A 24,005-nucleotide genomic window follows, 5' to 3' on the forward strand; every position below is an offset into this window, starting at 1 on the left:
CCTCACTCTTCCTCGAACAACTGCTCCAGCCGCCGCGGATAATTGTTCAGAAAATCGCGCGTCACCGCATAGTGTTCGGTGTCCTCATACGCCACCTCGTGAATGCCGCCGCCTGTAAACATGTAGATCTTCGCATGCGGGTAGGCCAGCAGAATCGGCGAGTGGGTGGCGATGATCAGCTGCGAATCGTCCTGCACCAGCTGGTGGATCACCGACAGCGCCGCCAGCTGGCGGCTCGGCGACAGCGCCGCCTCGGGTTCGTCGAGCAGATACAGTCCTTGTCCGCGCAGCTTGTTGAGCATGGTGGCCATGAAGGCTTCGCCGTGCGACTGCGCGTGCAGCGACTTGCCGCCGTAGCTGCCCAGGTATTCCGGCATCTCGTCCATATAGCTGGCGACGTTGAAAAAGCTCTCGGCGCGCAGGAAATAGCTGTCGTTCGGCTTCTTGTAGCTTTTGCCGAGGCGCAGGTGCTCGTGCAAGCCCGAGACCTGGTCCGATACGCCCGTGATGCGCACGCTGCGCGTGCCGCCATCCTTGCCGAAGCCCAGGCCCACGGCCAGCGCTTCGAGCATGGTTGACTTGCCGCTGCCGTTCTCGCCGACGAAAAACGTCACGTCGCGGTGAAAGTCCATTTGCACGAAGTCGCGGATGGCCGGAATGGTGAACGGATAGCGTTCGAGGTCGGCCACCGTGTCAGGCCGCAGCGCCGCGCTTTGCAGGTAGGGTTTCTTGTTGATGGTCATGGTGTCTCCCGGGGCAAGCCTATATTGGGCGGATGCAAGCGAGTGTGGCGCAAATTGCACCTCGGCGCCACTGTGGGCAAGCGGTTTCTTGACCTGAGGCCGCGTGCGATGGCGCGAGTCAGGCCGCTGGCACTATAATATCGGCTCGTATGCCATTCATTTCACCGCTCTCAGCTCAGCTCAACTGGACTCTACTCTCATGCACTATGTGTCTACCCGCGCTGACCAAGCGCCATCGCAATCGCAGCAGCCGCAGCAATTTTCCGACATTCTCCTGGGTGGCCTGGCCCCCGATGGCGGACTGTATCTTCCTGAACACTACCCGCAAGTCAGCGGTGCCGAGCTCGACGCCTGGCGCACATTGTCGTATGCCGACCTGGCATTCGAAATCCTGAAAAAGTTCGCCACCGATATCCCGCAAGCGGACTTGAAGGCGCTGACCGCGAAAACCTATACCAAGGCGGTTTACCGCAATGCCCGCGCCGGCGAAAACGCCGCCGACATCACGCCGCTGCGCGTGCTCGAAGAAAACCTCGTCAAGGGCGGTTCGACCACCCTGATCCTGCAGGCGCTGTCGAACGGCCCGACCCTGGCCTTCAAGGACATGGCGATGCAGTTGCTGGGCAATCTGTTCGAATACACGCTGGCCAAGACCGGCGCCGAACTCAATATCTTTGGCGCCACCTCCGGCGACACCGGCAGCGCCGCCGAATACGCGATGCGCGGCAAGCGGGGCATCCGCGTCTTCATGCTGTCGCCGCACAAGAAGATGAGCGCCTTCCAGACCGCGCAGATGTTCAGCCTGCAAGACCCGAACATCCACAATATCGCCGTCAAAGGCGTGTTCGACGACTGCCAGGATATGGTGAAGGCGGTCTCGAACGACCTGCCGTACAAGGCCAGGCAAAAGATCGGCACCGTCAATTCGATCAACTGGGCGCGCGTGGTGGCCCAGGTCGTGTATTACTTCCGCGGCTACCTGGCGGCGACCACCAGCAACGACCAGAAGGTGTCGTTTACGGTGCCGTCGGGTAACTTCGGCAATATCTGCGCCGGTCATATCGCCCGCATGATGGGCTTGCCGATCTCGAAACTGGTGGCCGCCACCAACGAGAATGACGTGCTCGACGAATTCTTCCGCACCGGCGTGTACCGCGTGCGCAAGTCGTCCGAAACCTACCACACCAGCAGCCCGTCGATGGATATCTCCAAGGCCTCGAACTTCGAGCGCTTTGTGTACGACCTGGTGGGCCGCGACGGCGCGCGCGTCAAAGCCCTGTTCGCCAAGGTCGACACGCATGGCGGCTTTGACCTGTCGGGCAAACCGGGCAGCGACGGCGACGAATTCAGGCAAGTTGCCAGGTACGGCTTCGAGTCGGGCAAATCGACCCACAAGGACCGCCTCGATACCATCCGCGACGTCGCCGATGACTACGGCATTACCATCGACACCCACACGGCCGACGGCATCAAGGTGGCGCGCGAACACCTGGAGGTCAACGTGCCGATGATCGTGCTCGAGACCGCCCTGGCGGCCAAGTTCAACGAAACCATCCTCGACGCGCTGGGCGTGGACGCCGAACGCCCGGCCGGCTTCGAGAACATCGAAGACCTGCCGCAAAAGTTCGCGGTGATGGATACCGATGTAGCAAAAATGCAGGCGTATATCGCCGCCCATACGGGACTGTGATGGCGGACGGTACGCAACGCAAAACCATGCTGGCGGTGGCCGAGGCGCAAGCCTTCATGGCCGCCGCCGCCAGGCCGGTGCTTGAGGTGCAACTGGTCGACACCCTGCACGCCAACGGCCGCGTGCTGGCCGTGGCGCAAACGTCCACGCTGAACGTGCCCGAGCGCGACAACACGCAGATGGATGGCTATGCCGTGCGTGCGTTTGACTGCGCCGGCGGCGCGGCCAGCTTGCCCGTGTCGCAACGCATTGCGGCCGGCCATGTGGGCCAACCCCTGCTGCCGGGGACGGCGGCGCGCATCTTTACGGGCGCCCTGATGCCGACTGGTGCCGACTGTGTGGTGATGCAGGAGCAGTGTGTCCTGAACGACGGCGTGGTCACCGTCAACCATGCGCCGCAGGCGGGCGAATGGGTGCGCCGCCAGGGCGAGGATATCCGCGCCGGCAGCGTGATCCTGGAAGCGGGCCGGCGCTTGCGCAGCCAGGAGATGGGCCTGGCTGCCTCGGTCGGGCTGGCGCGGCTGCCGGTGCTGCGCAAGTTGCGCGTGGCGCTGTTTTCCACCGGCGACGAGCTGGCCATGCCGGGCCAGCCCTTGCCACCGGGTGCGGTCTACAACTCGAACCGTTTCATGCTGCGTGGCCTGCTGGAAAACCTGGGCTGCGAGATCGACGACCTGGGCATTGTGCCCGATACGCTGGCCGCAACGCGCGCCGTGCTGCGCCAGGCGGCGCAGGGCAGCGATCTGATCGTCACCTCGGGCGGCGTGTCGGTCGGCGAGGAAGACCATATCAAGCCGGCGGTGGAAGCGGAAGGGCGGCTCAACATGTGGCAGATCGCCGTCAAGCCCGGTAAACCGCTGGCGTTTGGCGAAGTCGGGCAGGCTTTTTTTGTCGGCCTGCCCGGCAATCCGGTGTCGAGCTTTGTCACCTTCTTGCTGTTCGTGCGCCCGTTCATCCTGCGCCTGCAGGGTGTCACTGGCAATGTGGCGCCGCGCGGCTACCCGCTGCCGGCCGCTTTCGAGCGCATCAAGGCCGACCGGCGCAACGAGTTCCTGCGCGCGAAAATCAACGACGACGGCGCGCTGGAACTGTTTGCCAACCAGAGTTCGGGCGTGCTTACTTCCACCGTGTGGGGCGACGGCCTGATCGACTGCCCGCCGGGCCTGTCGATCGCGCGCGGCGACCTGCTGAGGTTTATTCCGTTTAACGAATTGTTGTACTAAGGAGCAGGGTTTGAAGATACAGTTGCGTTTTTTCGCCAGCGTGCGCGAGCTGGTCGGTGCCGGTCAGGAAGTGCTGGAGCTGCCGCAGGCCGCCATCACCGTCGGCGAGCTGCGCGCCGTGCTGGTGGCGCGCGGCGGCAACTGGGCCGAGGCGCTGGGCGAAGGCCGGCTGCTGCGCATGGCGCACCAGCAGCTGATGTGCAAGGCCGATACCCTGGTGGCCGATGGCGATGAAGTGGCGTTTTTCCCGCCCGTGACGGGCGGATAATTTTACTGGCGCGGCTTGACCGCGTCGCTGCAGCTGGCGCAGGCAATGGCCTTGCGAAAACGCCAGTATTTGGAACCGATAAAGATGGCCGAGGCGATCAGCGACCAGGCCAGCGCGCTGAGGATGTCTGCGCTGCTGGTGGTGCCCTTGCTGTATTCGACCACGGTCAGGATGATGAACAAGATGCCGCTGGCCAGCAAATAGCGGGAAATCCAGAAACCTGCGCCCATGTCACTCTCCTTTTGTATCGTCATAAAAGCGGTTGGTCACGGCAGTATGCACTAATTTGCCGCTTTGTCGCCATGCAGTGGCCAGATCTCGACTAAAATGCCGGGGTTTTCACCGCCGTCTTGCTGCCCATGCCTTCTGTTCCTCCTACTGTTTTTCGTGTCGCCGTGATCGGCGGCGGCCCCGCCGGGCTGATGGCCGCGCAGGCCGCAGCGAGCAGCGGCGCCCAGGTCGCGCTGTTCGATGCAATGCCCTCGGTCGGCCGCAAATTCCTGCTGGCCGGGCGCGGCGGCATGAATATCACGCATGCGGAATGCTACCAGAGCTTTGTCACGCGCTACGGCCGCCAGTCGCACCGACTGCGCCCCGCGCTCGACCAGTTCGGTCCGCAGCAGGTGCGCGACTGGGTGCATGGCCTGGGCATCGAGACGTTCGTGGGGTCGTCAAACCGCGTCTTTCCCACCGACATGAAGGCCGCGCCCTTGCTGCGCGCCTGGCTGCACCGGCTCAAGGAAAGCGGCGTGCAATTTCATATGCGCCACCGCTGGACGGGATGGCGGGATGGCCAGCTGGCTTTCGACACGCCCGACGGATTACGCCTGCTGGCGTTCGACGCCGTGATCCTGGCGCTCGGCGGCGGCAGCTGGGCCAGGCTCGGTTCGGACGGCGCCTGGGTGCCGCTGTTGCAGGCGCAGGGCGTGGCGGTGCAACCGTTGGTGCCGGCCAATTGCGGCTTCGATGTGGACTGGAGCGAACATTTCAGCCGCCGCCACGCGGGCGAGCCCTTGACGACTGTTGCCATCACCGCCATGGATATCGACGGCTTGAAGGTCAGGCGGCAAGGCCAGTTCGTGATCACGGCGGGCGGCGTCGAGGGCAGCCTGATCTACGCCTTGTCGGGCGCGCTGCGCGAGCAGATTGCGCGTGACGGCAGCACCACCATCTGGCTCGACCTGGCGCCCGACCACAGCGGCGAGCGGGTGTTCGACGAAGTGACGCGCCCGCGCGGCGCGCGCTCGATGTCCAGCCATCTGCAAAGCCGGCTCGGCATCAAGGGCGTGAAGTCAGGCCTGCTTCGCGAATGCATCAGCGCCGTCGATTTTGCCGACCCTGAAAAACTGGCGCGCGCCATCAAGCTGCTGCCGGTGACCCTGATTCGCCCGCGCCCCATCGACGAAGCCATCAGCAGCGCCGGTGGCGTCGCCTTTGACGGCATTGACGGCAGCATGCTGCGCGCCATGCCCGGCGTGTTCGTGGCCGGTGAAATGCTGGACTGGGAAGCACCGACGGGCGGCTATCTGCTGACGGCTTGCCTGGCAGGGGGCAAGGCGGCGGGGGAGCAGGCCGTGGCGTGGCTGAAAGCATCCCTTTCCCCCTAATATTATTGACAGTAAAAAATTTCATGAGCTCATATCGTGTCTCGCTATATCGATATCCGATATAGCGAGACACGATACAGGAGGCTGCATGGAAAATATCGATTTTTCACTTTACCTGCCATTGTCCGAGGCGACTTTCTACGTACTGGTTTGCTTGCGGGAACCGTTGCATGGTTACGCCATCATGCAGAAAGTTGACGCGCTCAGCGAAGGCAGCGTAGTGGACGTTGCTGGCGCAAGCCGGTCATCAATGGCAAGACGCCGGAAATTTTCACGGATGCGGCTTCGAAAGTGCGCAAGTCTATTATCGAGCAAAAATAGCGCTCAACAGAACCATGGAAAAACCGATGGCACCGATGGACAGACTGACCACGCAGATCACTGTCATGGCATGTTTCGGCTCAATAAATTGATTTTTTAGCCAAGTTGTCATGGTTGGTTCCTCCTGGAAATTCCTGCTTCTCATGACTTTAACAGGCCATAGTGTAGCACGCTGTAGGCAGCACCAGACAACAATGTCAGTACGAGAGAGGTGGCGAGTGCCTGATAGTGTTTGTGCCAGCTATTCCACCTCACCGCTTTGATTTTTGTCGGAAATACTGCACCACCGGCTGCAATAACTGCCGAGGCTGCCAGCAAAAAAACAAAGCCACCATTGAGCCAATGGACCGTGTTTCCTGACACCAGCGGACCTTCCGTACCTGGCACAGCGATTTCATACATGGCCAGTGCACAGAAGGCGAGGGAGCCCCAGCACAGTTGGCCATCTTTCACTGGTGCCAGCAGGTGTTTTTCGCTTTCGCTGACGGGTAATGGCAAGCGCTGCAAGACCAGCATGCCCAGAACGGGAGCAATTAACGGTATCAGTATGCTGGCGACAAACCAGCCCACAGCAGTCTCCTTCTGCGATGTCGCCAGTATAGGACTTGATACCCGTGATTTAGCCGCCTGCAAACGCGTCACTACGCGCATTATTGTGCAGGAACAGGACTTGCCATCAATGCCAGGTAATTTCCCCCGACCCCGTGCGCTGGGCGTCGCGCTGGCGCGGGTTGCCGTGCACGTGGATGTCGCCGCTGCCGCGCAGGGTCAGTCTGGCGGTGTCGCGCACAAAGACGGTGCTCTGGCCCGAGCCTTGCAGGCTGACGGTGGCCGTGTCGGACGCCAGGTGCTCGGCGTCGATATCGCCTGAGCCGCTCAGCTCGGCGTTGAGCATTCTGGTATTGCCGCTGGCGCTGATGCGGCCCGAGCCGATCATGTCCAGTGTCACCTGTTCGCTGTTGCCGCCGTTGATGTCGAGGTTGCCGCTGCCGTTGACGCTCGCTTCGACCGCTTTGTAGCGTCCCGTAAAACTGATATCGCCCGAGCCGGCCAGTTCCAGGGTGAACTTGTCGCCACTGAAACCGGTGATGCGGCTGTTGCCCGTGCCGTGCACTTCGACGCCGGTCAGCGCCGGCAGCACCAGCTCGACCTGCAGCGGCTGGCGGTGGTGGAACAGCATGCCTTTCGGGCCGATATGCAGGGTGGTGCCATCGATGGTGGTGTCGACGTTGGCCAGCAGGCGCTGCTCGCCGCTCACTTTCAGGGACGCCGTGGCGCCGCGGCGCAGGGTCAGGTCGATCGGGCCGTTCAGGTCCACATGCGTGACGGCAGCGGAAATGGGGCGGGTGTCGGCACGCACGGCGCGCCCGGCTGAACTGCTGGGGTTGCTGATGCCCTTGGCGCGCAGGGCGGTATAGGACAGGGCGATCAGCACCAGCGCCAGCAGGAACATGGACAGGCCGACTTTGAACAGGCGTTTCATGGCGCGTCTCCTTAATGACCTTTGAGCAGGGAAATATTCATCGCGATATAGCGCCGGATGCCGATCAGGGTGTAGCGGGTAACGACCAGGCTGAGCAGGAACAGCGCGATGCCACCGAGCACCATGCCCATGCCGAACAGGGTTTGCGTGGTGCGCGCGTCCTGGTCGAGGCCAGTATAGATATGGATGCCGCTGCCGGCGAGCGCTTCGGCACGTTCGATCACGCGTGACGACGGCGACGGCAATTTATCCTGTATCGCCTCGACCGGGCCGGGCAGGTGATCGATTTCGATGCCGGTGTCGCCGATGGTAATGCGGGTTTGTCGTTGGTCATCGCCTGGGCCGCCATCGTCGTCATGGATCAGCATGTAGCGCAAGGGGCCATCGAGCAGCAATTCATTGGCGCCCGACAGGCCGCTGGCGGTGATCGCGATGCCGGCCAGGTAGAAGCACAGGCCCACGGCATACAAGGTGGCCAGCAGCGCCGCATAGACGGCAGCCGGGATCACCATGAACAGATTGAAGATGGCCAGGCCCGCCAGCGAAACGAGCAGGCGCAGCAGGTTGACGGGAGTTTTCTTCTGCTCGAACGCGCGGCGCTGGGTGTTGGCGCGCAGGGTGAGGGCGATTTTTTTCGGCTCGCCCAGGTCGTGTGCGATTTCATCAAAGCTGCGCCCGGCCGCCCGGCCTTGGTTGAAGCGCTGTTCGTAATACGCGATGGTCCTGGCGACCAGCTCTGGCGGCAAGCCGGCCAGCGCGCGCCGCAGCGCATCGAGATAGTCTTGTTGAGGCATGATGTTTCCTGTGCGTTCCGTTTCCACTGTCTGGCGGCCTAGCCCAGCGCCGGCAGCAGCATGCTGGCCTGGCTCAGCATCAAGGGCGCGTGTTGCGCCGCAGGGCCTTGCGGGGTGCCGGCCACGATCGCCAACGCCAGCGCCACGAAGCCCAGCAGCAGCACGGTTTTGCAAGCGGTTTTGAATGGCGTGGTGTTCATGGTAGTTCCTGTCGTCATATCGTTGGTGGCTGCAAGTGCTGCTGGCCGATGATATGACTGTATCCAAACGGCTCGCTACGCACCAGTAAAGTGCGACAGGCTGCACAATTGCAGGGGTCAGCGACACATGGGGACGATATGCGGTGACGCTTTCGACGCATGCGCCTTGATCTGGCTCACGAGACTGGCCGCCTGCACGCCGCTGCGCACGGCCGCCTCGATGGTGGCCGGATAGTCGCCGGCCGTGTAGTCGCCGGCCAGCACCAGGCCAGCCAGGCCGGTGGCGTTAGCTGGGCGCAGCAAATCGGGCGTGCAGGCAAAGGTGGCGCGTTTTTCGGTAATCACTTGCGTCCAGACCGGCTGGGCCAGTTGCGGCATGCCCAACACCTGCGCCAGCTGTGCGGCCACGGCGTGCGCCAGGGCGGCATGGCCTTGCGCGGCGGCATCAGCTGATGCGCTGATCACTACCGCCAGCAAGCCCGCTTGCCGCGCGTCGAGCTGGCCGCGGTCGAACACGAACTGGCCCCAGTGCGCCCGTGCCGGTGCGTCGACCAGCGCGTAAAAGGGCAACTCCAGGCGCAAGGCGGCATCGTAGCGCAGGTAGCAGGTGCTGATCGCCTCATAGGTAAAAGCCTGCAGTTGGGCAACTATTTCATTGACGGACGGGGCGCCTGTGCTGGACAGCAGGATGGCGGCCTGGCTGCTGGATGTGGCCAGCACCACGCGGTCGTATTGTTCCGCGCTGCCCAGCTGCCAGCGGCCATCGGGCAGCGCATGCAGGGATTCCACCTTGGCGCCCGGCTTGACCAGCCCGCCATGGTTTGTCACGTAACGGGCGGCCGCTTCGGGAAACAGCGCGCTCAGATTGGCTTTGGGGATCAGCATGTCCGAGGCGCTGCGGCGGCGCGCGCCCAGGCTGTCGCGCAACACGTTGACGAAGACCCTGGCCGAGGCCCGTTCCGGCGGCGTATTCAGGGCCGCCAGACACAGCGGGCGCCACATCAGCGCAATCAGGCGGTCGGTCTGGTCGAAGCGTTCGAGCAATTCGCTGACCGTGCAATCGTTGTAGAGCTGCCAGCCCATCCAGCGCATGGCGCTGGAAAAACGCATCAGCGCCACCTTGTCGGCGCGCGCCAGCCCTTTGGCGCGCAGCAGTGCCCAGGCCAGGTGCAGCGGCGCCGGCCAGCGTGGCGCGACAAAATCCATGCCGCCGCTGCCGTCCGGGTAACGCATCTGCAAGGGCAGCTCGAGGATCAGCGCCTGCGGGTCCTGGCCGGCCAGTTTGAGCAGGCGCAAGGTTTCCTGGTAGGCGCCGAGCAGGATATGCTGGCCATTGTCCAATACCGTACCGTCGCGTTCGACCTTGCGCGCGCGGCCCCCCAGCGTGCGCGCCGCCTCGTGGACGGTGACGAGATGGCCGGCGCGCGCCAGTTCCATGGCGGCGGCGCAACCGGCCCAGCCGCCGCCGATGACGGCAACGGACAGCGATGTTGACACTGCCTTAGCCACGTATCCAGGTCTTCCAGGCCAGCCACAGCTTGCGGATCGGCGTCAAGGAAATGCGCTGCTTGAGCACATGGTAGCCGTCGCGCTCGACTTCGTTGAGCACGGTGCGGTAGATGGCGGCCATGATGAGACCCGGGCGCTGGGCGCGGCGGTCGCCCGCCGGCAACAGGGCGAACGCCTCGTCATAGGTTTTTTGCGCGCGCGCCACCTGGAAACGCATCAGGTTTTCAAAATTCTCGGTATGGCGCGCGTTGAGCAGGTCGGCCGCCGTGACATTAAATTGCTGCAACTCGCTGATCGGCAGGTAGATGCGCCCCTTGCGCGCATCTTCGCCGACATCGCGGATGATATTGGTCAGCTGGAAAGCGTGGCCCAGTTTCTCCGCGTACAGCAAGGTTTCCGGGCGGGTCGCGCCAAAAATACTGGCCGACAAAATACCCACCACGCTGGCGACATGCCAGCAATAGCGGCTCATGGCCTGGTAATCAAGGTAGCGGGTCTGGTTCAGGTCCATTTCCATGCCGTCGATAATTGCCTGCAAGTGCTTCTCTTCCAGCTTGTAGACGGCCAGGTGTGGCTCCAGCGCGCGCATCACGGGATGGGTAGGGTTGCCCTCGTACATGGCCTTGACTTCCTTGCGCCACCAGACCAGCTTGGTGCGTGCCACGTTTTCGTCCGTGCACTCGTCCACCGTGTCGTCAACCTCGCGGCAGAACGCATACAGGGCCGTGATCGCCTTGCGGCGCTCGACGGGCAGGAACAGGAAACTGTAGTAAAAGCTGGAGCCGCTCTGGGCGGCTTTTTGTTGGCAATATTCGTCGGGAGACATAGTAAAAGTGCAAGGGTTGCAGGTTGAAGCCGCTATTCTATCGTCTTAGTGCGTGGCCGACGGTGGAAATAGCGGCTTTTCTTGAGCCGCCAGCGCCACGCTTTTGCGCGACATGCGCACGGCGCGCCACAAAATGATCAGCCAGTCGCGTTTGGACAGTTTCGGGCGCCGCCGGAACACATCGTAATTCACGGCCTCGATCATCTCCAGGATGCGCAAGCCGCCTTGCACCACCAGCCGAAGCTCCCAGCCGATGCGCCCGCGCAGGCGCAGGGCCAGCGGCGCACCGGACAGCATCAGCGCGCGCGTGCGCGCTACTTCGAAACGCATCAGGGCGCTCCATTTGCCATGTGCTTCGGGCAGCTCGAAGGCGGCGGGCGAGACGGCAAACCGGCTCAGGTCTTCCATCGGCAGGTAGATGCGCTCCTTTTGCCGGTCAATCGCCACATCTTGCAAAAAATTAATTAGTTGCAAAGCAGAACATATGGCGTTGGAATCGCGTACATTCTCATCATCGGCCGCCTTGTACAAGCTCAGCATCAGCAGGCCGACCGGATTCGCGGAGCGGGCGCAATAGTCGAGCACGTCGGCATGGCTGGCGTAGCGCGTGGTTCGCACGTCCTGCCTGAAGGCGGACAGCAAGTCGTGGAAGGGCTGCATCGGCAGCTCGAACCTGGCGATGGTGGCGGCCAGGCGCACGAACATGGGGTCGCTTTCCGGCTCATTGCGCTCGATGCGTCCCAGGGCCAGCTCGTAAGCGTGCAGGGCGGCCAGTCGTTCGGCGGGGGTGGCGTCGCCCTCGTCGGCCAGGTCGTCCGCGCTGCGCGCAAAGGCATAGATGGCTTCGACGGCGGGCACCAGGCGGCGCGGCAGTAAAACGGATGCTACGGGAAAATTTTCGTAATGGTCTACAGGCATGAAACACTTCTCTCGTCATGCACGGCCTTCAATGGCCGATGCAAAGGTGACACAGTAAATAGTTATCGATGCGATAAAGAGGGGTTAATGACGCAAAAGTCACTAAAAAATTATCGCTGCGATTATAATTACTAACCAGAAAGTCAGTAAGGAATAATGCTTCCTGAAAGACTTGGCTGCAATTGTCACAAATTTAAGGATATTGCGTGAGAAAAATTTTGGCGCTACCGAGTCGGCAGGCAAAAAGTTTCCTCATCTAAAAATCTAACAGCCCGCATAGTAAAGGAAAATACCTTGTTTGCCCTGAAAACCCTGCGCCGCCAGACCGGCGCCCCAGCTCTTCCCGCCCTGCGCCTGATGGCGGCGGCGGCCCTTGCGATGATGCTTGCCGCCTGTTCCAGGCCGGTGCCCAAGGTCGACGACGTGCGCCCGGTGCGCGCCATCGTGCTGGCCAGCAGCAATGTCGATGTCAATGCCGAGTTCTCGGGCGAAGTCGTGGCGCGCGTCACCTCGCAGCTGGGCTTTCGCGTGGGCGGCAAGATCGTTGAACGCAAGGTCGACGTGGGCGCTTCTGTGAAGCGCGGCCAGGTGCTGATGCGGCTCGATCCGCAAGACCTGCAACTGTCGCAGGCACAGGGCAAGGCCAGCCTGAACAGTGCGCAAACCAATCGCGACCTGGCGCGCGCCGAACTGAAGCGCTACCAGGATCTGCGCGAAAAGAATTTTGTCAGCCAGGCCGTACTCGATAGCAAGGATGCCGCGTACAAGGCGGCGCAGTCGCAGGTGGAAGCGGCCGAGGCCGTCTACCGCGGCCAAAGTAACCAGTCCGGCTATGCCAGCCTGCTGGCCGACGGCGACGGTGTGATCACGCGCCTCGACGCCGAAGTGGGCCAGGTGGTCTCGCCCGGCACGCCGGTGGCCGTGCTGGCCAGGAATGGCGACCGCGAAGTGGTGATCGGCATTCCCGAGGACAAGGTCGAGACCATGCGCGGTGTCAAGAACGTGGTGGTGCGGCTGTGGGCCGACCCGAAACAGGCGCTGCCGGGCAAGATCCGTGAAGTCTCGCCGGTGGCAGATCCTGCCACGCGTACTTATCTGGCCAAGGTGACCATCCCCAACGCGCCGGAAGCGCGCCTGGGCATGACGGCCGTGGTGCAGTTCGCCTCCACCACGGTCACGCCGCAGATCAGGGTGCCGCTGACGGCGCTGTTCAACGAGAAATCGCAAAGCTCGGTGTGGGTAGTGGAAAACGGCGCCGTGAAACTGGTGAATGTCACCGTGGGCGGCGTGGCCGGCAATGACCTGCTGCTCAGTTCTGGCGTGAAAGAGGGCCAGACGGTGGTCACGGCCGGCGTCAATCTGCTCAAACCTGGCCAGAAAGTGACGATACTCGGCGCCGAACTGGCTGCACCCGCCAAGAGTGCGCAGGCTGCTGTGACAGGGGCCGCCAAATGAAGGGCGGCTTCAATCTGTCACGCTGGGCGCTCGAACACATACCGCTGACGCGTTACCTGATGGCGGTGCTGCTGATCGGCGGCATGCTCGGCTATGCCAATCTGGGCCAGGACGAAGATCCGCCGTTTACCTTCCGTGCCATGGTGCTGCAAGCGTACTGGCCGGGCGCCACCGCGCTGCAGATGGCCGAGCAGGTCACTGACAAGCTTGAGCGCAAGCTGCAGGAAACGCCGTATATCGACGAGATCACCAGCTATTCCAAGCCGGGCGAGACCTTGATTTTGCTGGAATTGCGCGAATCGACGCCGCCGAAGGAAACGGCGGCCGCCTGGTACCAGGTGCGCAAAAAGATCGGCGATATCAAGAACACCCTGCCGCCAGGCGTGGTCGGACCGTTCTTCAACGACGAGTTCGGCGACACCTATGGCTCCATCTTTGCCCTGTCCGGCGATGGTTTTAGCTATGCCGAAATGAAAGACTATGCCGATGAGGTGCGACAGCAGCTGCTGGGTGTGTCGCAGGTGGCCAAGGTGGAACTGTTCGGCGTGCAGGATGAAAAGATCAATATCGTCTTCTCGCACAAGAAATTTGCACAGCTGGGCATCCCCTTCGAAGCCATCGTCAACCAGTTAACAGCGCAGAACAGCATCAACGCCACCGGCGTGCTGGTCACGCCGACCGACAATCTGCAGATGCGGGTGACGGGCGCCATGATCAAGGTCAAGGACCTGGAAAACCTGGAGCTGCGCGCCAATGGCACCACCTTCCGCCTCGGTGACTTTGCTAGCGTGAAACGCGAATTCGTCGATCCGCCGAAGGACAAGATGCGTTTCAACGGCAAGGAAGTGATCGGCCTGGGCGTCTCGATGGAAAAGGGCGGCAATATCATCGAGATGGGCAAGGCCTTGCAGGCGACCGTGTCGCGCATGGAAAAAGCGCTGCCGGTGGGCATACAGCTGCAACGCGTGTCGAACCAGCCGGCGTCGGTGTCGGCCTCGGTCGGTGAATTCGTCCATACCCTGATCGAAGCGATCCTGATCGTGCTGGCCGTCAGCTTTGTCGCGCTGGGCCTGCACACCAAACCGCTGCGCATCGATGTGCGCCCGGGCCTGGTGGTGGCGCTGACCATTCCGCTGGTGCTGGCCGTCACCTTCCTGTTCATGCGCATGCTCGATATCGACCTGCACAAGATCTCGCTGGGCGCCCTGATCATCGCCCTGGGTCTGCTGGTCGATGACGCCATCATTGCCGTCGAAATGATGGTGCGCAAGATGGAGGAGGGCATGTCGCGCTTTGATGCCGCCACCTTCGCCTACACGTCGACCGCCATGCCGATGCTGACGGGAACGTTGATTACGGTGGCGGGCTTTTTGCCGATCGGTCTTGCCAAGTCGACCGCCGGCGAATATACGTTTTCCCTGTTTTCCGTCAATGCGCTGGCGCTGATCATTTCCTGGGTGGTGGCCGTGGTGTTCACGCCGTATATCGGCTACCTGCTGCTGAAGGTCAAGCCGCATGCCAACAACGACCATGAACTGTTTGATACGCCGAACTTTCGCCGTTTCCGCCGCGCCGTTACCTGGTGCGTGGAGTGGCGCAAGACGACGATCGCCGCCACCCTGGCGATCTTTGCGCTTGGCATCTATGGTTTCAATTTTATTGAAAAACAATTCTTCCCCGATTCCAGCCGTCCGGAACTGATGGTGGAAATGTGGTCGCCCGAAGGCACGACGTTTGCGGCCAATGAGCAGCAGGTGAAAAAATTCGAGGCTTTTGTCAGCAAGCTCGACGGCGTGGACAGCGTGACCAGCTATGTCGGCACGGGTAGCCCGCGCTTCTACCTGCCGCTGGACCAGATTTTCCCGCAGAGCAACGTCTCGCAGATCGTCGTCCTGCCGAAGAGCCTGGCCGACCGTGAATTGCTGCGCAAAAAGATCATCGATGTCTTCAAGCAGGATTTCCCGGAAGTGCGCGGCCGTGTGAAGCTGCTGCCGAATGGCCCGCCGGTACCGTATCCGGTACAGTTCCGGGTTACGGGCACGGAAGTGGCCAAGGTGCGCAATATCGCCGACCAGGTCAAGGACATCTTGCGCGCCAATCCGAATACGGTAGGCGTCAATGACAACTGGAACGAGTCGGTCAAGGTGATGCGCCTGGAGCTGGATCAGGACAAGATGCGCGCGCTGGGCATTACGTCGAAGACGGTGATGCAGGCGGCCAATACCATCTTGTCGGGCACGGTGATCGGCCAGTTCCGCGAGGATAACAAGCTGATCGATATCCAGGTACGCCAGCCACTGGAAGAGCGCAACACGATTTCGGTGTTGAACGACACGAATATCCCGACCGCCAATGGCAAGTCGGTGACGATTTCGCAGATCGCCCGCGTCCATTTCGTGTGGGAGCCGGGGGTGGTGTGGCGTGACAAGCGTGAATGGGCCATTACCGTGCAGTCCGACGTGGGCGACAATATCCAAGGCGCCACCGTGTCGACCCAGCTGGCACCGCAACTGGACGCCTTGCGTGCAAAATTGCCGCCTGGCTACCAGATCAGGCTCAAGGGCGTGGCCGCCAACAGCGGCAAGGCGGAAGCGTCGATCGCGGCCAATCTGCCGCTGGCGATCTTTTTGATCTTTACCTTGCTGATGCTGCAGCTGCACAGCTTCTCGCGCGCGCTGCTGGTCTTCCTGACGGGGCCGCTGGGCGTGGCGGGCGCCGCCTTTGCCCTGCTGGCCTTGCACCGGCCGCTCGGTTTCGTCGCCAACCTGGGGGTGATCGCGCTGTTCGGCATGATCATCCGCAACTCGGTGATCCTGGTCGACCAGATTGAACAGGACATCAAGGATGGCTCCACGCCGTGGGACGCCATTATCGATTCGGCCGTGCGCCGCTGCCGGCCCATCGTGCTGACGGCCGCCGCTGCCGCGCTGGCCATGATCCCCTTGTCGCGTTCGGTGTTCTGGGGGCCGATGGCGGTCGCCATCATGGGTGGCCTGATCCTGGCCACTGCCCTGACCCTGTTGTTCCTGCCGGCCCTGTACGCGGCCTGGTTCCGCGTCAGCAAGCCGGTGGCGCCCGACAAGTAAGCGGGTGCGGCAGACGGCGGTAAAAAAGACGGCATTCCTCTGGGAAATCCAGTAGAATGCCGCCTTTGCTCTTTCAGCCTTCGCGGCCGACAAGAGCGAGGTAGCCAGAATGCTCCCGAGTTGTTAGAATCAGGAGTGCCTGGCCTGGCGGTGCAAGTATGCGGATGTGGTGGAATTGGTAGACACGCTGGTCTTAGAAGCCAGTGCTTCGGCTTGGGAGTTCGAGTCTCCCCATCCGCACCATTCCAGGTTGTTCAACCTGGAAGTGCAAACAAGATTTTCTCAGGCCCGCAGGTTTCCTTCCGGCGAACACGCCACTCGCTCCAATTGATCATTGTCGCTCGTCTTTGCATTGCCATTTTGGCCGTTTTTCTTCAATTCGGCGTAAAACAGGCGATTTTTGCGTGAAAACTTGCCGCTTTTGGCATTTCTTTGTTTGGGACGTGGCGGCAGATGACATATACTAATGGACGAAGCGCGGTGGGAAACCGCGTTTCAGGCGACAACAAGGTGCCGGAAATAGTAGTGAAGGGCAGCCAGGACAGGGAACATGCAGCTTGTGGCGAGTGATCGCTACTGCCGTCCATCCTCTGTGGCCGCGCTGCAAAGCCAGCCACTTTTTCAAAGTCCTTTGTTATAATGCCACGCTTTACCGAATGAGGCCCGGCCCTGCGATTGAACCCCGAAGCAGTGCCGGACAGTCGGAGCCCTGCTGCAGTGTTGAAGACAGCGGATTGTCTGGTGCCTGGTTGAACTTTCCGGGCAGACCGGGTCCATTACCCTGTGTTCTTGTTGTGGCAGATGAATATGCGAGCGAGTGAAGCTGGACCCATGTCTTGCCGCCAGTGATGGCGCAAGGGGTCGGGTCTTCTTTTCTCGCAACAACAGTGTTTATTTTTTGGACGATTTTTTACATGGCAACTGCAGTCGAAACCTTGGGCAAACTCGAACGTCGTATCACCATCTCCTTCCCGCTGACGGACGTGCGCACGGAAGTCGAGAAGCGCCTGAAAGTGCAAGCCCGTACGGCCAAGGCACCGGGCTTCCGTCCTGGTAAAGTGCCGTTGAAAATGGTCGCGGCACAATACGGCTATCAGATCGAATCCGAAGTGCTGAATGACAAAGTCGGCCGCGCGTTCAACGACGCCGCCAACGAAAACAATCTGCGCGTGGCCGGTTTCCCGAACATCGTGCCGAAAGAAGACGCGGTCGAAGGCCAGCTGGCATTTGACGCCACCTTCGAAGTGTATCCGGAAGTGACCATCGGCGACCTGGCCGCCGTTGAAATCGAAACCGTGCAAGCCGAAGTGTCGGAAGCCGAAATCGACAAGACCATCGACATCCTGCGCAAGCAGCGCGTGCACTTCCACACCAAGGGCGAAGCTGGCGAACACGGTGACGGCGGCGAGCCGGTGGCTGCCGAAGGCGACCGCGTGACGGTGGATTTCGTCGGTTCGATCGACGACGTGGAATTCCCTGGCGGCAAAGCTGATGGCTACGCTTTCGTGCTGGGCGAAGGCCGCATGCTGCCGGAATTCGAAGCGGCGACGCTGGGCCTGAAAGTGGGCGAGGCCAAGACCTTCCCGTTGTCCTTCCCTGAGGATTACCATGGCAAGGACGTGGCCGGCAAGACCGCCTCGTTCACCATCACCCTGCAAAAGCTGGAATGGGCGCACCTGCCGGAAGTCGATGCCGAATTCGCCAAGTCGCTGGGCGTTGCCGATGGCGACCTGGCCAAAATGCGCGAAGACATCAAAGTGAACCTGCAGCGCGAAGTCGCTGGCCGCGTCAAGGCACGCAACAAGGAAGCCGTCATGGACGCGCTGGTCAAAGTTGCCGAGCTGGACGTGCCAAAAACGCTGATTACCCAGGATTCGGACCGCCTGGCTGAAATGACCCGCCAGGACATGGCGCAGCGCGGCATGAACGTCAAGGACGTGCCTTTCCCGCCAGAACTGTTCGCGGAAAAAGCCGAGCGTCGTGTACGCCTGGGCCTGATCCTGTCGCAACTGGTCGGCGACAACAAGCTGCAAGCGACGTCTGAACAAGTCAAAGCGCAAATCGAAGATTTCGCCCAAAGCTACGAAGACCCGCGCGAAGTGCTGAAGTACTACTACAGCGACCGCAGCCGCCTGGGTGAGATCGAAGCCCTTGTATTGGAAGAAAACGTCGTCACTTACGTGTTGGGCCTGTCGAAAGTGACCTCGAAAGCAGTCGCTTTCGATGAACTGATGGGAAGCAACGCACAAGCGTAAACCAGTTGGCATCCGGACGCCGCCATCGACCGCAAGGGCGGGGTGGCGCCCTCTAACTGCTTCACAAGGAAATGAAATGACAGGTATGAACCGTAATCCAGCGCTGGACACCCAGATGCTCGGCCTGGTGCCGATGGTGGTGGAACAAAGCGGCCGCGGCGAGCGCTCGTATGATATTTACTCGCGCCTGCTCAAGGAACGCTTGATTTTCATGGTCGGTCCGGTCAACGACCAGATGGCCAACCTGGTGGTGGCTCAGCTGCTGTTCCTGGAAAGCGAAAATCCGGAAAAGGAAATTTCGCTCTATATCAACTCGCCAGGTGGTTCGGTCTCGGCCGGCATGGCCATCTACGACACGATGCAGTTCATCAAGCCGGACGTGTCGACCCTGTGTACCGGCATGGCCGCGTCCATGGGCGCCTTTTTGCTGGCAGCCGGCGCCAAGGGCAAGCGTTTCTCGCTGCCGAACTCGCGCATCATGATTCACCAGCCGTCCGGTGGTTCGCAAGGCATGGCGTCCGATATCGAGATCCAGGCAAAAGAAATTTTGTACCTGCGTACACGTCTGAACGGCATCATGGCCGAGCGCACGGGCCAGTCGATCGAACAGATCGCACGGGATACCGACCGCGACCGTTTCATGTCCGCCGACGAGGCTGTCGAGTATGGCCTGATCGACAAAGTGTTGACCAGCCGCGCTTGATGTGCCCCTACCGGTATTGCTAAGTACGTAAGTAAACGCCCGGGCGCTCAAACGTTCGGGCGTTTCGCTTTTATTTCGGGTAGCATGGTGCTTGTGCATGCTTAGCCGATTGCGCCATGGGTTGCAGTCTCAAGAGTCTGCCGCCGCCTTCCCGGCCAGCGATTTTGCAATATTGTTAATGCAGTTCCAACCAAAATGCCTTATGTCAGACAAAAAATCCTCTAGCGGCGAAAAATTACTGTATTGCTCGTTCTGCGGCAAAAGCCAGCACGAGGTGAAGAAACTCATCGCTGGCCCGTCCGTCTTCATTTGCGACGAGTGTATCGACTTGTGCAACGACATTATCCGTGATGAAACGTCGAGCATCGAGACGGTGACCGGTGCCAAGTCGGACCTGCCGACTCCGCAGGAAATCGCCGCCATGCTCGATCAGTACGTGATCGGCCAGCAGACTGCCAAGCGCATCCTGTCGGTGGCGGTGTACAACCATTACAAGCGCCTCAAGCACCTGGGCAAGAAAGACGACATCGAACTGGCCAAGAGCAACATCTTGCTGGTCGGTCCTACCGGTTCGGGCAAGACCCTGCTGGCCCAGACCCTGGCGCGCATGCTTAATGTGCCGTTCGTGATCGCCGACGCGACCACCCTGACCGAAGCCGGTTATGTGGGTGAAGACGTGGAAAACATCATCCAGAAGCTGTTGCAAAGCTGCAACTACGATGTCGAGAAAGCCCAGCGCGGCATCGTCTACATCGATGAGATCGACAAGATCTCACGCAAGTCCGACAACCCGTCCATCACGCGCGACGTGTCGGGCGAGGGCGTGCAGCAGGCCTTGCTCAAGCTGATCGAAGGCACGATGGCGTCGGTGCCGCCACAAGGCGGGCGCAAGCATCCGAACCAGGATTTCGTGCAGATCGACACGACCAACATCATGTTCATCTGCGGCGGCGCGTTCGACGGCTTGTCGAAAGTGATCTCGAACCGCTCCGACAAGAGCGGCATCGGTTTCTCGGCCAGCGTCAAGAGCCAGTCGCAACGCTCGGCCAGCGAGCTGCTGCTCGAAGCCGAACCGGAAGACCTGGTGAAATTCGGCCTGATTCCGGAACTGGTCGGTCGCCTGCCCGTCATCGCCACCCTGGCGGAACTGTCGGAAGAGGCACTGATCCAGATCCTGGTCGAGCCGAAAAACGCGTTGATCAAGCAATACTCGAAGCTGCTCGACATGGAGGGCGCGGAACTGGAAATTCGTCCGGCCGCCCTGCATGCGATCGCCAAGAAGGCGCTGGCACGCAAGACCGGCGCCCGCGGCCTGCGCTCGATTCTCGAGCACGCGCTGCTGGACGTGATGTACGAACTGCCGAGCCAGCAAAACGTGGTGAAAGTCGTCATCGACGAAAACACCATTACCAGTGGCGCCAAACCTTTGTTGATTTACCAAGAGATCGCCAAGGCCTCCGGAGAAAATTGATTACTGCTGAGACATTTTGCATAAAAAGAGTTTTGATTCCTTAATGCATCGCAGTACAATTTAAATCAATAATATTGCAGGCTTCATTCGGAAAGCCACTCGCGGCAGACCTGCTGCGCGTGGCTTTTTTACTATGAATGCCGGATTTATTAGAGTCATGCGGGTGTGTTTTGCGAAATAAACAAAAGAAAGTTTGTTTCACAGAATTATTTATTCTCGCCGGTCTTGTGTTTTGGCAGCGAGCGCCAACATCGTAAACACGCTTTCTATAAGGTACGCCATGACAACTTCCAAATTAACTGAGCAAACTCAACTGCCGTTATTGCCGTTGCGGGATGTCGTCGTTTTCCCGCATATGGTGATACCGCTGTTCGTTGGCCGTCCAAAGTCGATCAAGGCGCTGGAAGCTGCGATGGAGCATGGCAAGAGCATTATGCTTGCCGCTCAAAAAGCAGCTGCGAAGGATGAACCATCCCCTTCGGACATCTATGAAATTGGCTGCGTCGCCAATATCTTGCAAATGCTCAAGCTGCCTGATGGCACCGTCAAGGTGCTGGTCGAAGGCGCTCAGCGTGCCCGTATCAATCACATCAGCGATGCGCCGACGCACTTTATCGCCGACCTGACGCCGCTCGAGTCCGAGCCGGGCGACGAGTCGGAAGTCGAAGCGATGCGCCGCGCGATCGTGCAGCAGTTCGACCAGTACGTCAAACTGAACAAAAAGATCCCGCCAGAAATCCTCGCGTCCCTGTCGGGTATCGACGACGCCGGCCGCCTGGCCGATACGGTGGCCGCGCACTTGCCGTTGAAGCTTGAGCAAAAACAAGTCATCCTGGAAATTTTCAGCGTGGCCAAGCGCCTCGAACACCTGCTGGGCCAGCTCGAAGGCGAGCTCGACATTCTGCAAGTGGAAAAACGCATCCGTGGCCGCGTCAAGCGCCAGATGGAAAAATCGCAGCGCGAGTACTACCTGAACGAACAGGTCAAGGCGATCCAGAAAGAACTGGGCGAGGGCGAAGATGGCGCCGACCTCGACGAGCTGGAGAAAAAGGTCGCTTCGGCCAAGATGCCGAAGGAAGCGCTCGACAAGGCCACCAACGAGCTGAAAAAACTCAAGCTGATGTCGCCGATGTCGGCTGAAGCCACCGTCGTGCGCAACTATATCGACACCCTGGTCAACTTGCCGTGGAAGAAAAAATCCAAGGTCAACAACGACCTGTCGAATGCCGAGAAAGTACTCGAGGGCGACCACTATGGCCTGGACAAGGTCAAGGAACGCATCCTGGAATACCTCGCGGTGCAACAGCGCGTCGACAAGCTCAAAGCCCCGATCCTGTGCTTCGTCGGGCCTCCTGGTGTTGGTAAAACGTCCCTGGGTCAGTCGATCGCCCGCGCCACCAACCGCAAGTTCGTGCGCATGGCGCTGGGCGGCGTGCGCGACGAGGCTGAAATCCGCGGCCATCGCCGCACCTATATCGGCTCGATGCCGGGCAAGATCTTGCAATCGCTGTCGAAAGTCGGCGTGCGCAATCCGCTGTTCCTGCTCGATGAAGTCGACAAGATGGGCGCCGATTTCCGTGGCGATCCGTCGTCGGCGCTGCTCGAAGTGCTGGACCCGGAACAGAACCATACGTTCTCCGACCATTACATCGAAGTCGATTTCGACTTGTCGGACGTGATGTTCGTGGCGACCTCGAACTCGTACAATATTCCGCCAGCCTTGCTTGACCGCATGGAGGTAATCCGCCTGTCCGGTTATACGGAAGACGAGAAAACCAGCATCGCCCAGCGTTACCTGCTGCCGAAACAGATCAAGAACAACGGTCTGAAAGAAGAGGAAATTTCGGTGGCCGAATCGGCGCTGCGCGACATCATCCGCTACTACACGCGCGAAGCCGGTGTGCGTTCGCTGGAACGCGAAGTGTCGAAGATCTGCCGCAAGGTGGTCAAGATGCTGCTGCTGAAAAAGTCGGACAAGAAGGTCATCGTCAACTCGAAAAACCTGGACAAATTCCTTGGTGTGCGCCGCTATGACTTTGGCGTGGCCGAGAAAGAAAACCAGGTAGGCCAGGTGGTCGGCCTGGCATGGACCGAAGTGGGCGGCGATCTGTTGACCATCGAGGCGGTGTCGATGCCAGGCAAGGGCGCGATCATCCGCACCGGTACTTTGGGTGACGTGATGAAGGAGTCGATCGAAGCGGCCCGTACTGTTGTGCGCAGCCGTTCGGCGCGCCTGGGCATCAGGCCGGAAGTGTTCGAGAAAAGCGATATCCATATCCACGTGCCGGAAGGCGCGACGCCGAAGGATGGTCCGTCCGCCGGCGCGGCGATGACAGTGGCGATGGTGTCGGTCTTTACGGGCATCCCGGTGCGCGCCGACGTGGCGATGACGGGCGAGATCACCTTGCGCGGCGAAGTGTTGCCGATCGGCGGCCTGAAAGAGAAACTGCTGGCGGCCCATCGCGGCGGCATCAAGACGGTGCTGATTCCCGAGCAGAACGTGAAAGACCTGGCCGATATTCCGGACAACGTCAAGAACAAGCTCGAGATCGTGCCGGTGCGCTGGATCGACAAGGTGCTGGAAATCGCACTGGAACGCATGCCGGAAGCGCTGGTCGAAGTGCCTGCGGTCGAGCCTGTTGCGGCGGCCGCTGCCAAGCCGGACGCCGCCGGCGAGGTGGTAAAACACTAACGCTTTGCCGCCGTTTTGCCCAAACAAGCGCTTTTCAGCGCTTGTTTCATATCCAAACGTGAATTGCGGCCCCAAAGCGCTTGACACATATACAGTGCGGCTTGTTTAATACGGCTGCACATTTTTTTCGCCGGACCCGCAGCGCCAAAAGCGTTGCAACAGGACGGTAAACGTTTTATACCTTTGTAATTGGGGATGCTAGTGAACAAGACTGAATTGATCGACCACATTGCTGAAACAGCTGACATTTCCAAAGCCGCCGCCGCGCGCGCACTCGACGCTGTTATCGGCGGCGTGACGGAAACCCTGAAAAACAACGACAGCGTGACCCTCGTTGGTTTCGGCACTTTTTCGGTAAGCGAGCGCGCAGAACGCACTGGCCGCAATCCGCGTACCAAGGAAGCGATCACCATCGAAGCGGCAAAAGTTCCAAAATTTAAAGCTGGTAAAGCTTTGAAGGATGCTGTAAACTAACGGACTTCGGTGAGGTGACAATCACCGGAAACATCTGGCGGCGCTTTCCGGGGCCGCACTGTTCAGGGCAGGAAACTGGCTGAACAGCAGATGCAAGCAGTACTGTGTATTTTTCGGAGTGGTAGTTCAGTTGGTTAGAATGCCGGCCTGTCACGTCGGAGGTCGCGGGTTCGAGTCCCGTCCGCTCCGCCAAAAAAATACGCTCTCAAGGAGTGGTAGTTCAGTTGGTTAGAATACCGGCCTGTCACGTCGGGGGTCGCGGGTTCGAGTCCCGTCCGCTCCGCCAG

21 protein-coding genes and 3 tRNA genes are annotated in these 24,005 nt (G+C 60.5%); 15 read left to right on the forward strand and 9 right to left on the reverse strand.

Going from position 1 to position 24,005, the window contains the following annotated elements:
* Positions 1–2: 2 nt before the first annotated feature.
* Entirely contained in the window at positions 3–743 is a 741-nt protein-coding gene (locus CD932_RS15835) for an AAA family ATPase (RefSeq protein ID WP_094443779.1), read from the reverse strand.
* A gap of 199 nt (positions 744–942) precedes the next feature.
* On the opposite strand from CD932_RS15835, the gene thrC reads away from it, so the two are divergent.
* From thrC to moaD, 3 genes are read left to right on the forward strand one after another with little or no spacing between them, the layout of a single operon-like run.
* Positions 943–2,433: a threonine synthase gene (thrC, locus tag CD932_RS15840; protein ID WP_094443780.1), complete on the forward strand. Its 1,491-nt coding sequence runs from the start codon at positions 943–945 to the stop codon at positions 2,431–2,433.
* Positions 2,433–3,656, forward strand: a complete 1,224-nt coding sequence (gene glp, locus CD932_RS15845) for a gephyrin-like molybdotransferase Glp (RefSeq protein ID WP_094443781.1) — start codon at positions 2,433–2,435, stop codon at positions 3,654–3,656. Before thrC ends, glp begins: the two co-directional genes overlap by 1 nt.
* Before the next feature lie 10 nt (positions 3,657–3,666).
* Complete coding sequence (moaD, locus tag CD932_RS15850; RefSeq protein WP_094443782.1) at positions 3,667–3,924, forward strand: molybdopterin converting factor subunit 1; 258 nt, start codon at positions 3,667–3,669, stop codon at positions 3,922–3,924.
* Between the two features lie 2 nt (positions 3,925–3,926).
* Here the strand turns inward: moaD and CD932_RS15855 are convergent, their stop codons facing one another.
* Positions 3,927–4,154, reverse strand: a complete 228-nt coding sequence (locus CD932_RS15855; protein ID WP_094443783.1) for a hypothetical protein — start codon at positions 4,152–4,154, stop codon at positions 3,927–3,929.
* Positions 4,155–4,283: 129 nt separating this feature from the next.
* Between CD932_RS15855 and CD932_RS15860 the strand changes: the two genes are divergently transcribed.
* Positions 4,284–5,531: a TIGR03862 family flavoprotein gene (locus CD932_RS15860; RefSeq protein WP_094443784.1), complete on the forward strand. Its 1,248-nt coding sequence runs from the start codon at positions 4,284–4,286 to the stop codon at positions 5,529–5,531.
* Between the two features lie 88 nt (positions 5,532–5,619).
* Positions 5,620–5,952 (forward strand): hypothetical protein, encoded by a 333-nt coding sequence (locus tag CD932_RS28880; RefSeq protein ID WP_176461006.1) that lies wholly within the window; start codon positions 5,620–5,622, stop codon positions 5,950–5,952.
* A gap of 41 nt (positions 5,953–5,993) precedes the next feature.
* Here the strand turns inward: CD932_RS28880 and CD932_RS28290 are convergent, their stop codons facing one another.
* From CD932_RS28290 to hpnC, 7 genes are all read right to left on the reverse strand, one after another.
* Positions 5,994–6,422: a hypothetical protein gene (locus CD932_RS28290; protein WP_141213269.1), complete on the reverse strand. Its 429-nt coding sequence runs from the start codon at positions 6,420–6,422 to the stop codon at positions 5,994–5,996.
* A gap of 106 nt (positions 6,423–6,528) precedes the next feature.
* Positions 6,529–7,335: a head GIN domain-containing protein gene (locus CD932_RS15870; protein WP_094443785.1), complete on the reverse strand. Its 807-nt coding sequence runs from the start codon at positions 7,333–7,335 to the stop codon at positions 6,529–6,531.
* Between the two features lie 11 nt (positions 7,336–7,346).
* Positions 7,347–8,129: a DUF1700 domain-containing protein gene (locus CD932_RS15875; protein ID WP_094443786.1), complete on the reverse strand. Its 783-nt coding sequence runs from the start codon at positions 8,127–8,129 to the stop codon at positions 7,347–7,349.
* Between the two features lie 38 nt (positions 8,130–8,167).
* On the reverse strand, positions 8,168–8,329 hold the full coding sequence (locus CD932_RS28885) for a hypothetical protein (RefSeq protein WP_176461007.1): 162 nt from the start codon (positions 8,327–8,329) through the stop codon (positions 8,168–8,170).
* A 117-nt stretch (positions 8,330–8,446) separates the two neighbouring features.
* The gene (gene hpnE, locus CD932_RS15880) at positions 8,447–9,826 is read right to left on the reverse strand and encodes a hydroxysqualene dehydroxylase HpnE (RefSeq protein ID WP_254926622.1); all 1,380 of its coding nucleotides are present in this window, start codon (positions 9,824–9,826) and stop codon (positions 8,447–8,449) included.
* A gap of 4 nt (positions 9,827–9,830) precedes the next feature.
* Positions 9,831–10,664, reverse strand: a complete 834-nt coding sequence (hpnD, locus tag CD932_RS15885) for a presqualene diphosphate synthase HpnD (protein WP_094443787.1) — start codon at positions 10,662–10,664, stop codon at positions 9,831–9,833.
* A 45-nt stretch (positions 10,665–10,709) separates the two neighbouring features.
* Positions 10,710–11,582 carry a squalene synthase HpnC gene (hpnC, locus tag CD932_RS15890; protein ID WP_094443788.1) on the reverse strand — a complete coding sequence of 291 codons (873 nt, stop codon included), beginning with the start codon at positions 11,580–11,582 and terminating at the stop codon, positions 10,710–10,712.
* A gap of 294 nt (positions 11,583–11,876) precedes the next feature.
* Between hpnC and CD932_RS15895 the strand changes: the two genes are divergently transcribed.
* From CD932_RS15895 to CD932_RS15940, 10 genes are all read left to right on the forward strand, one after another.
* Complete coding sequence (locus CD932_RS15895; RefSeq protein WP_141213270.1) at positions 11,877–13,037, forward strand: efflux RND transporter periplasmic adaptor subunit; 1,161 nt, start codon at positions 11,877–11,879, stop codon at positions 13,035–13,037.
* Positions 13,034–16,123: an efflux RND transporter permease subunit gene (locus CD932_RS15900; protein ID WP_094443789.1), complete on the forward strand. Its 3,090-nt coding sequence runs from the start codon at positions 13,034–13,036 to the stop codon at positions 16,121–16,123. Before CD932_RS15895 ends, CD932_RS15900 begins: the two co-directional genes overlap by 4 nt.
* A gap of 160 nt (positions 16,124–16,283) precedes the next feature.
* A tRNA-Leu gene (locus CD932_RS15905) sits at positions 16,284–16,366 on the forward strand.
* A 671-nt stretch (positions 16,367–17,037) separates the two neighbouring features.
* On the forward strand, positions 17,038–18,378 hold the full coding sequence (gene tig, locus CD932_RS15910; protein WP_094444428.1) for a trigger factor: 1,341 nt from the start codon (positions 17,038–17,040) through the stop codon (positions 18,376–18,378).
* A gap of 76 nt (positions 18,379–18,454) precedes the next feature.
* The gene (gene clpP / locus CD932_RS15915) at positions 18,455–19,081 is read left to right on the forward strand and encodes an ATP-dependent Clp endopeptidase proteolytic subunit ClpP (protein ID WP_094443790.1); all 627 of its coding nucleotides are present in this window, start codon (positions 18,455–18,457) and stop codon (positions 19,079–19,081) included.
* A 202-nt stretch (positions 19,082–19,283) separates the two neighbouring features.
* On the forward strand, positions 19,284–20,552 hold the full coding sequence (gene clpX, locus CD932_RS15920; RefSeq protein ID WP_094443791.1) for an ATP-dependent Clp protease ATP-binding subunit ClpX: 1,269 nt from the start codon (positions 19,284–19,286) through the stop codon (positions 20,550–20,552).
* Between the two features lie 280 nt (positions 20,553–20,832).
* A complete protein-coding gene (gene lon / locus CD932_RS15925; RefSeq protein WP_094443792.1) occupies positions 20,833–23,244 on the forward strand; it encodes an endopeptidase La in 2,412 nt (803 codons plus the stop codon).
* Positions 23,245–23,445: 201 nt separating this feature from the next.
* Positions 23,446–23,718, forward strand: coding sequence for an HU family DNA-binding protein (locus CD932_RS15930; protein ID WP_065309571.1), 273 nt, complete (start codon positions 23,446–23,448; stop codon positions 23,716–23,718).
* A gap of 115 nt (positions 23,719–23,833) precedes the next feature.
* Positions 23,834–23,910: transfer RNA gene (locus CD932_RS15935), tRNA-Asp, on the forward strand.
* Between the two features lie 17 nt (positions 23,911–23,927).
* Positions 23,928–24,004, forward strand: a tRNA-Asp gene (locus CD932_RS15940).
* Position 24,005 lies beyond the last annotated feature (1 nt).

Origin of the sequence: Janthinobacterium sp. PC23-8, assembly GCF_002250505.1 — a bacterium.
GTDB lineage: Bacteria > Pseudomonadota > Gammaproteobacteria > Burkholderiales > Burkholderiaceae_D > Janthinobacterium.

Bases quoted from the DNA above. Each gene is read 5' to 3' on its own strand.
- CD932_RS15835 (WP_094443779.1), bottom strand. From the start codon at position 743: ATGACCATCAACAAGAAACCCTACCTGCAAAGCGCGGCGCTGCGGCCT.
- thrC (WP_094443780.1), top strand. From the start codon at position 943: ATGCACTATGTGTCTACCCGCGCTGACCAAGCGCCATCGCAATCGCAG.
- glp (WP_094443781.1), top strand. From the start codon at position 2,433: ATGGCGGACGGTACGCAACGCAAAACCATGCTGGCGGTGGCCGAGGCG.
- CD932_RS15855 (WP_094443783.1), bottom strand. From the start codon at position 4,154: ATGGGCGCAGGTTTCTGGATTTCCCGCTATTTGCTGGCCAGCGGCATC.
- CD932_RS15860 (WP_094443784.1), top strand. From the start codon at position 4,284: ATGCCTTCTGTTCCTCCTACTGTTTTTCGTGTCGCCGTGATCGGCGGC.
- CD932_RS28880 (WP_176461006.1), top strand. From the start codon at position 5,620: ATGGAAAATATCGATTTTTCACTTTACCTGCCATTGTCCGAGGCGACT.
- CD932_RS15870 (WP_094443785.1), bottom strand. From the start codon at position 7,335: ATGAAACGCCTGTTCAAAGTCGGCCTGTCCATGTTCCTGCTGGCGCTG.
- CD932_RS15875 (WP_094443786.1), bottom strand. From the start codon at position 8,129: ATGCCTCAACAAGACTATCTCGATGCGCTGCGGCGCGCGCTGGCCGGC.
- CD932_RS28885 (WP_176461007.1), bottom strand. From the start codon at position 8,329: ATGAACACCACGCCATTCAAAACCGCTTGCAAAACCGTGCTGCTGCTG.
- hpnD (WP_094443787.1), bottom strand. From the start codon at position 10,664: ATGTCTCCCGACGAATATTGCCAACAAAAAGCCGCCCAGAGCGGCTCC.
- hpnC (WP_094443788.1), bottom strand. From the start codon at position 11,582: ATGCCTGTAGACCATTACGAAAATTTTCCCGTAGCATCCGTTTTACTG.
- CD932_RS15900 (WP_094443789.1), top strand. From the start codon at position 13,034: ATGAAGGGCGGCTTCAATCTGTCACGCTGGGCGCTCGAACACATACCG.
- tig (WP_094444428.1), top strand. From the start codon at position 17,038: ATGGCAACTGCAGTCGAAACCTTGGGCAAACTCGAACGTCGTATCACC.
- clpP (WP_094443790.1), top strand. From the start codon at position 18,455: ATGACAGGTATGAACCGTAATCCAGCGCTGGACACCCAGATGCTCGGC.
- clpX (WP_094443791.1), top strand. From the start codon at position 19,284: ATGTCAGACAAAAAATCCTCTAGCGGCGAAAAATTACTGTATTGCTCG.
- lon (WP_094443792.1), top strand. From the start codon at position 20,833: ATGACAACTTCCAAATTAACTGAGCAAACTCAACTGCCGTTATTGCCG.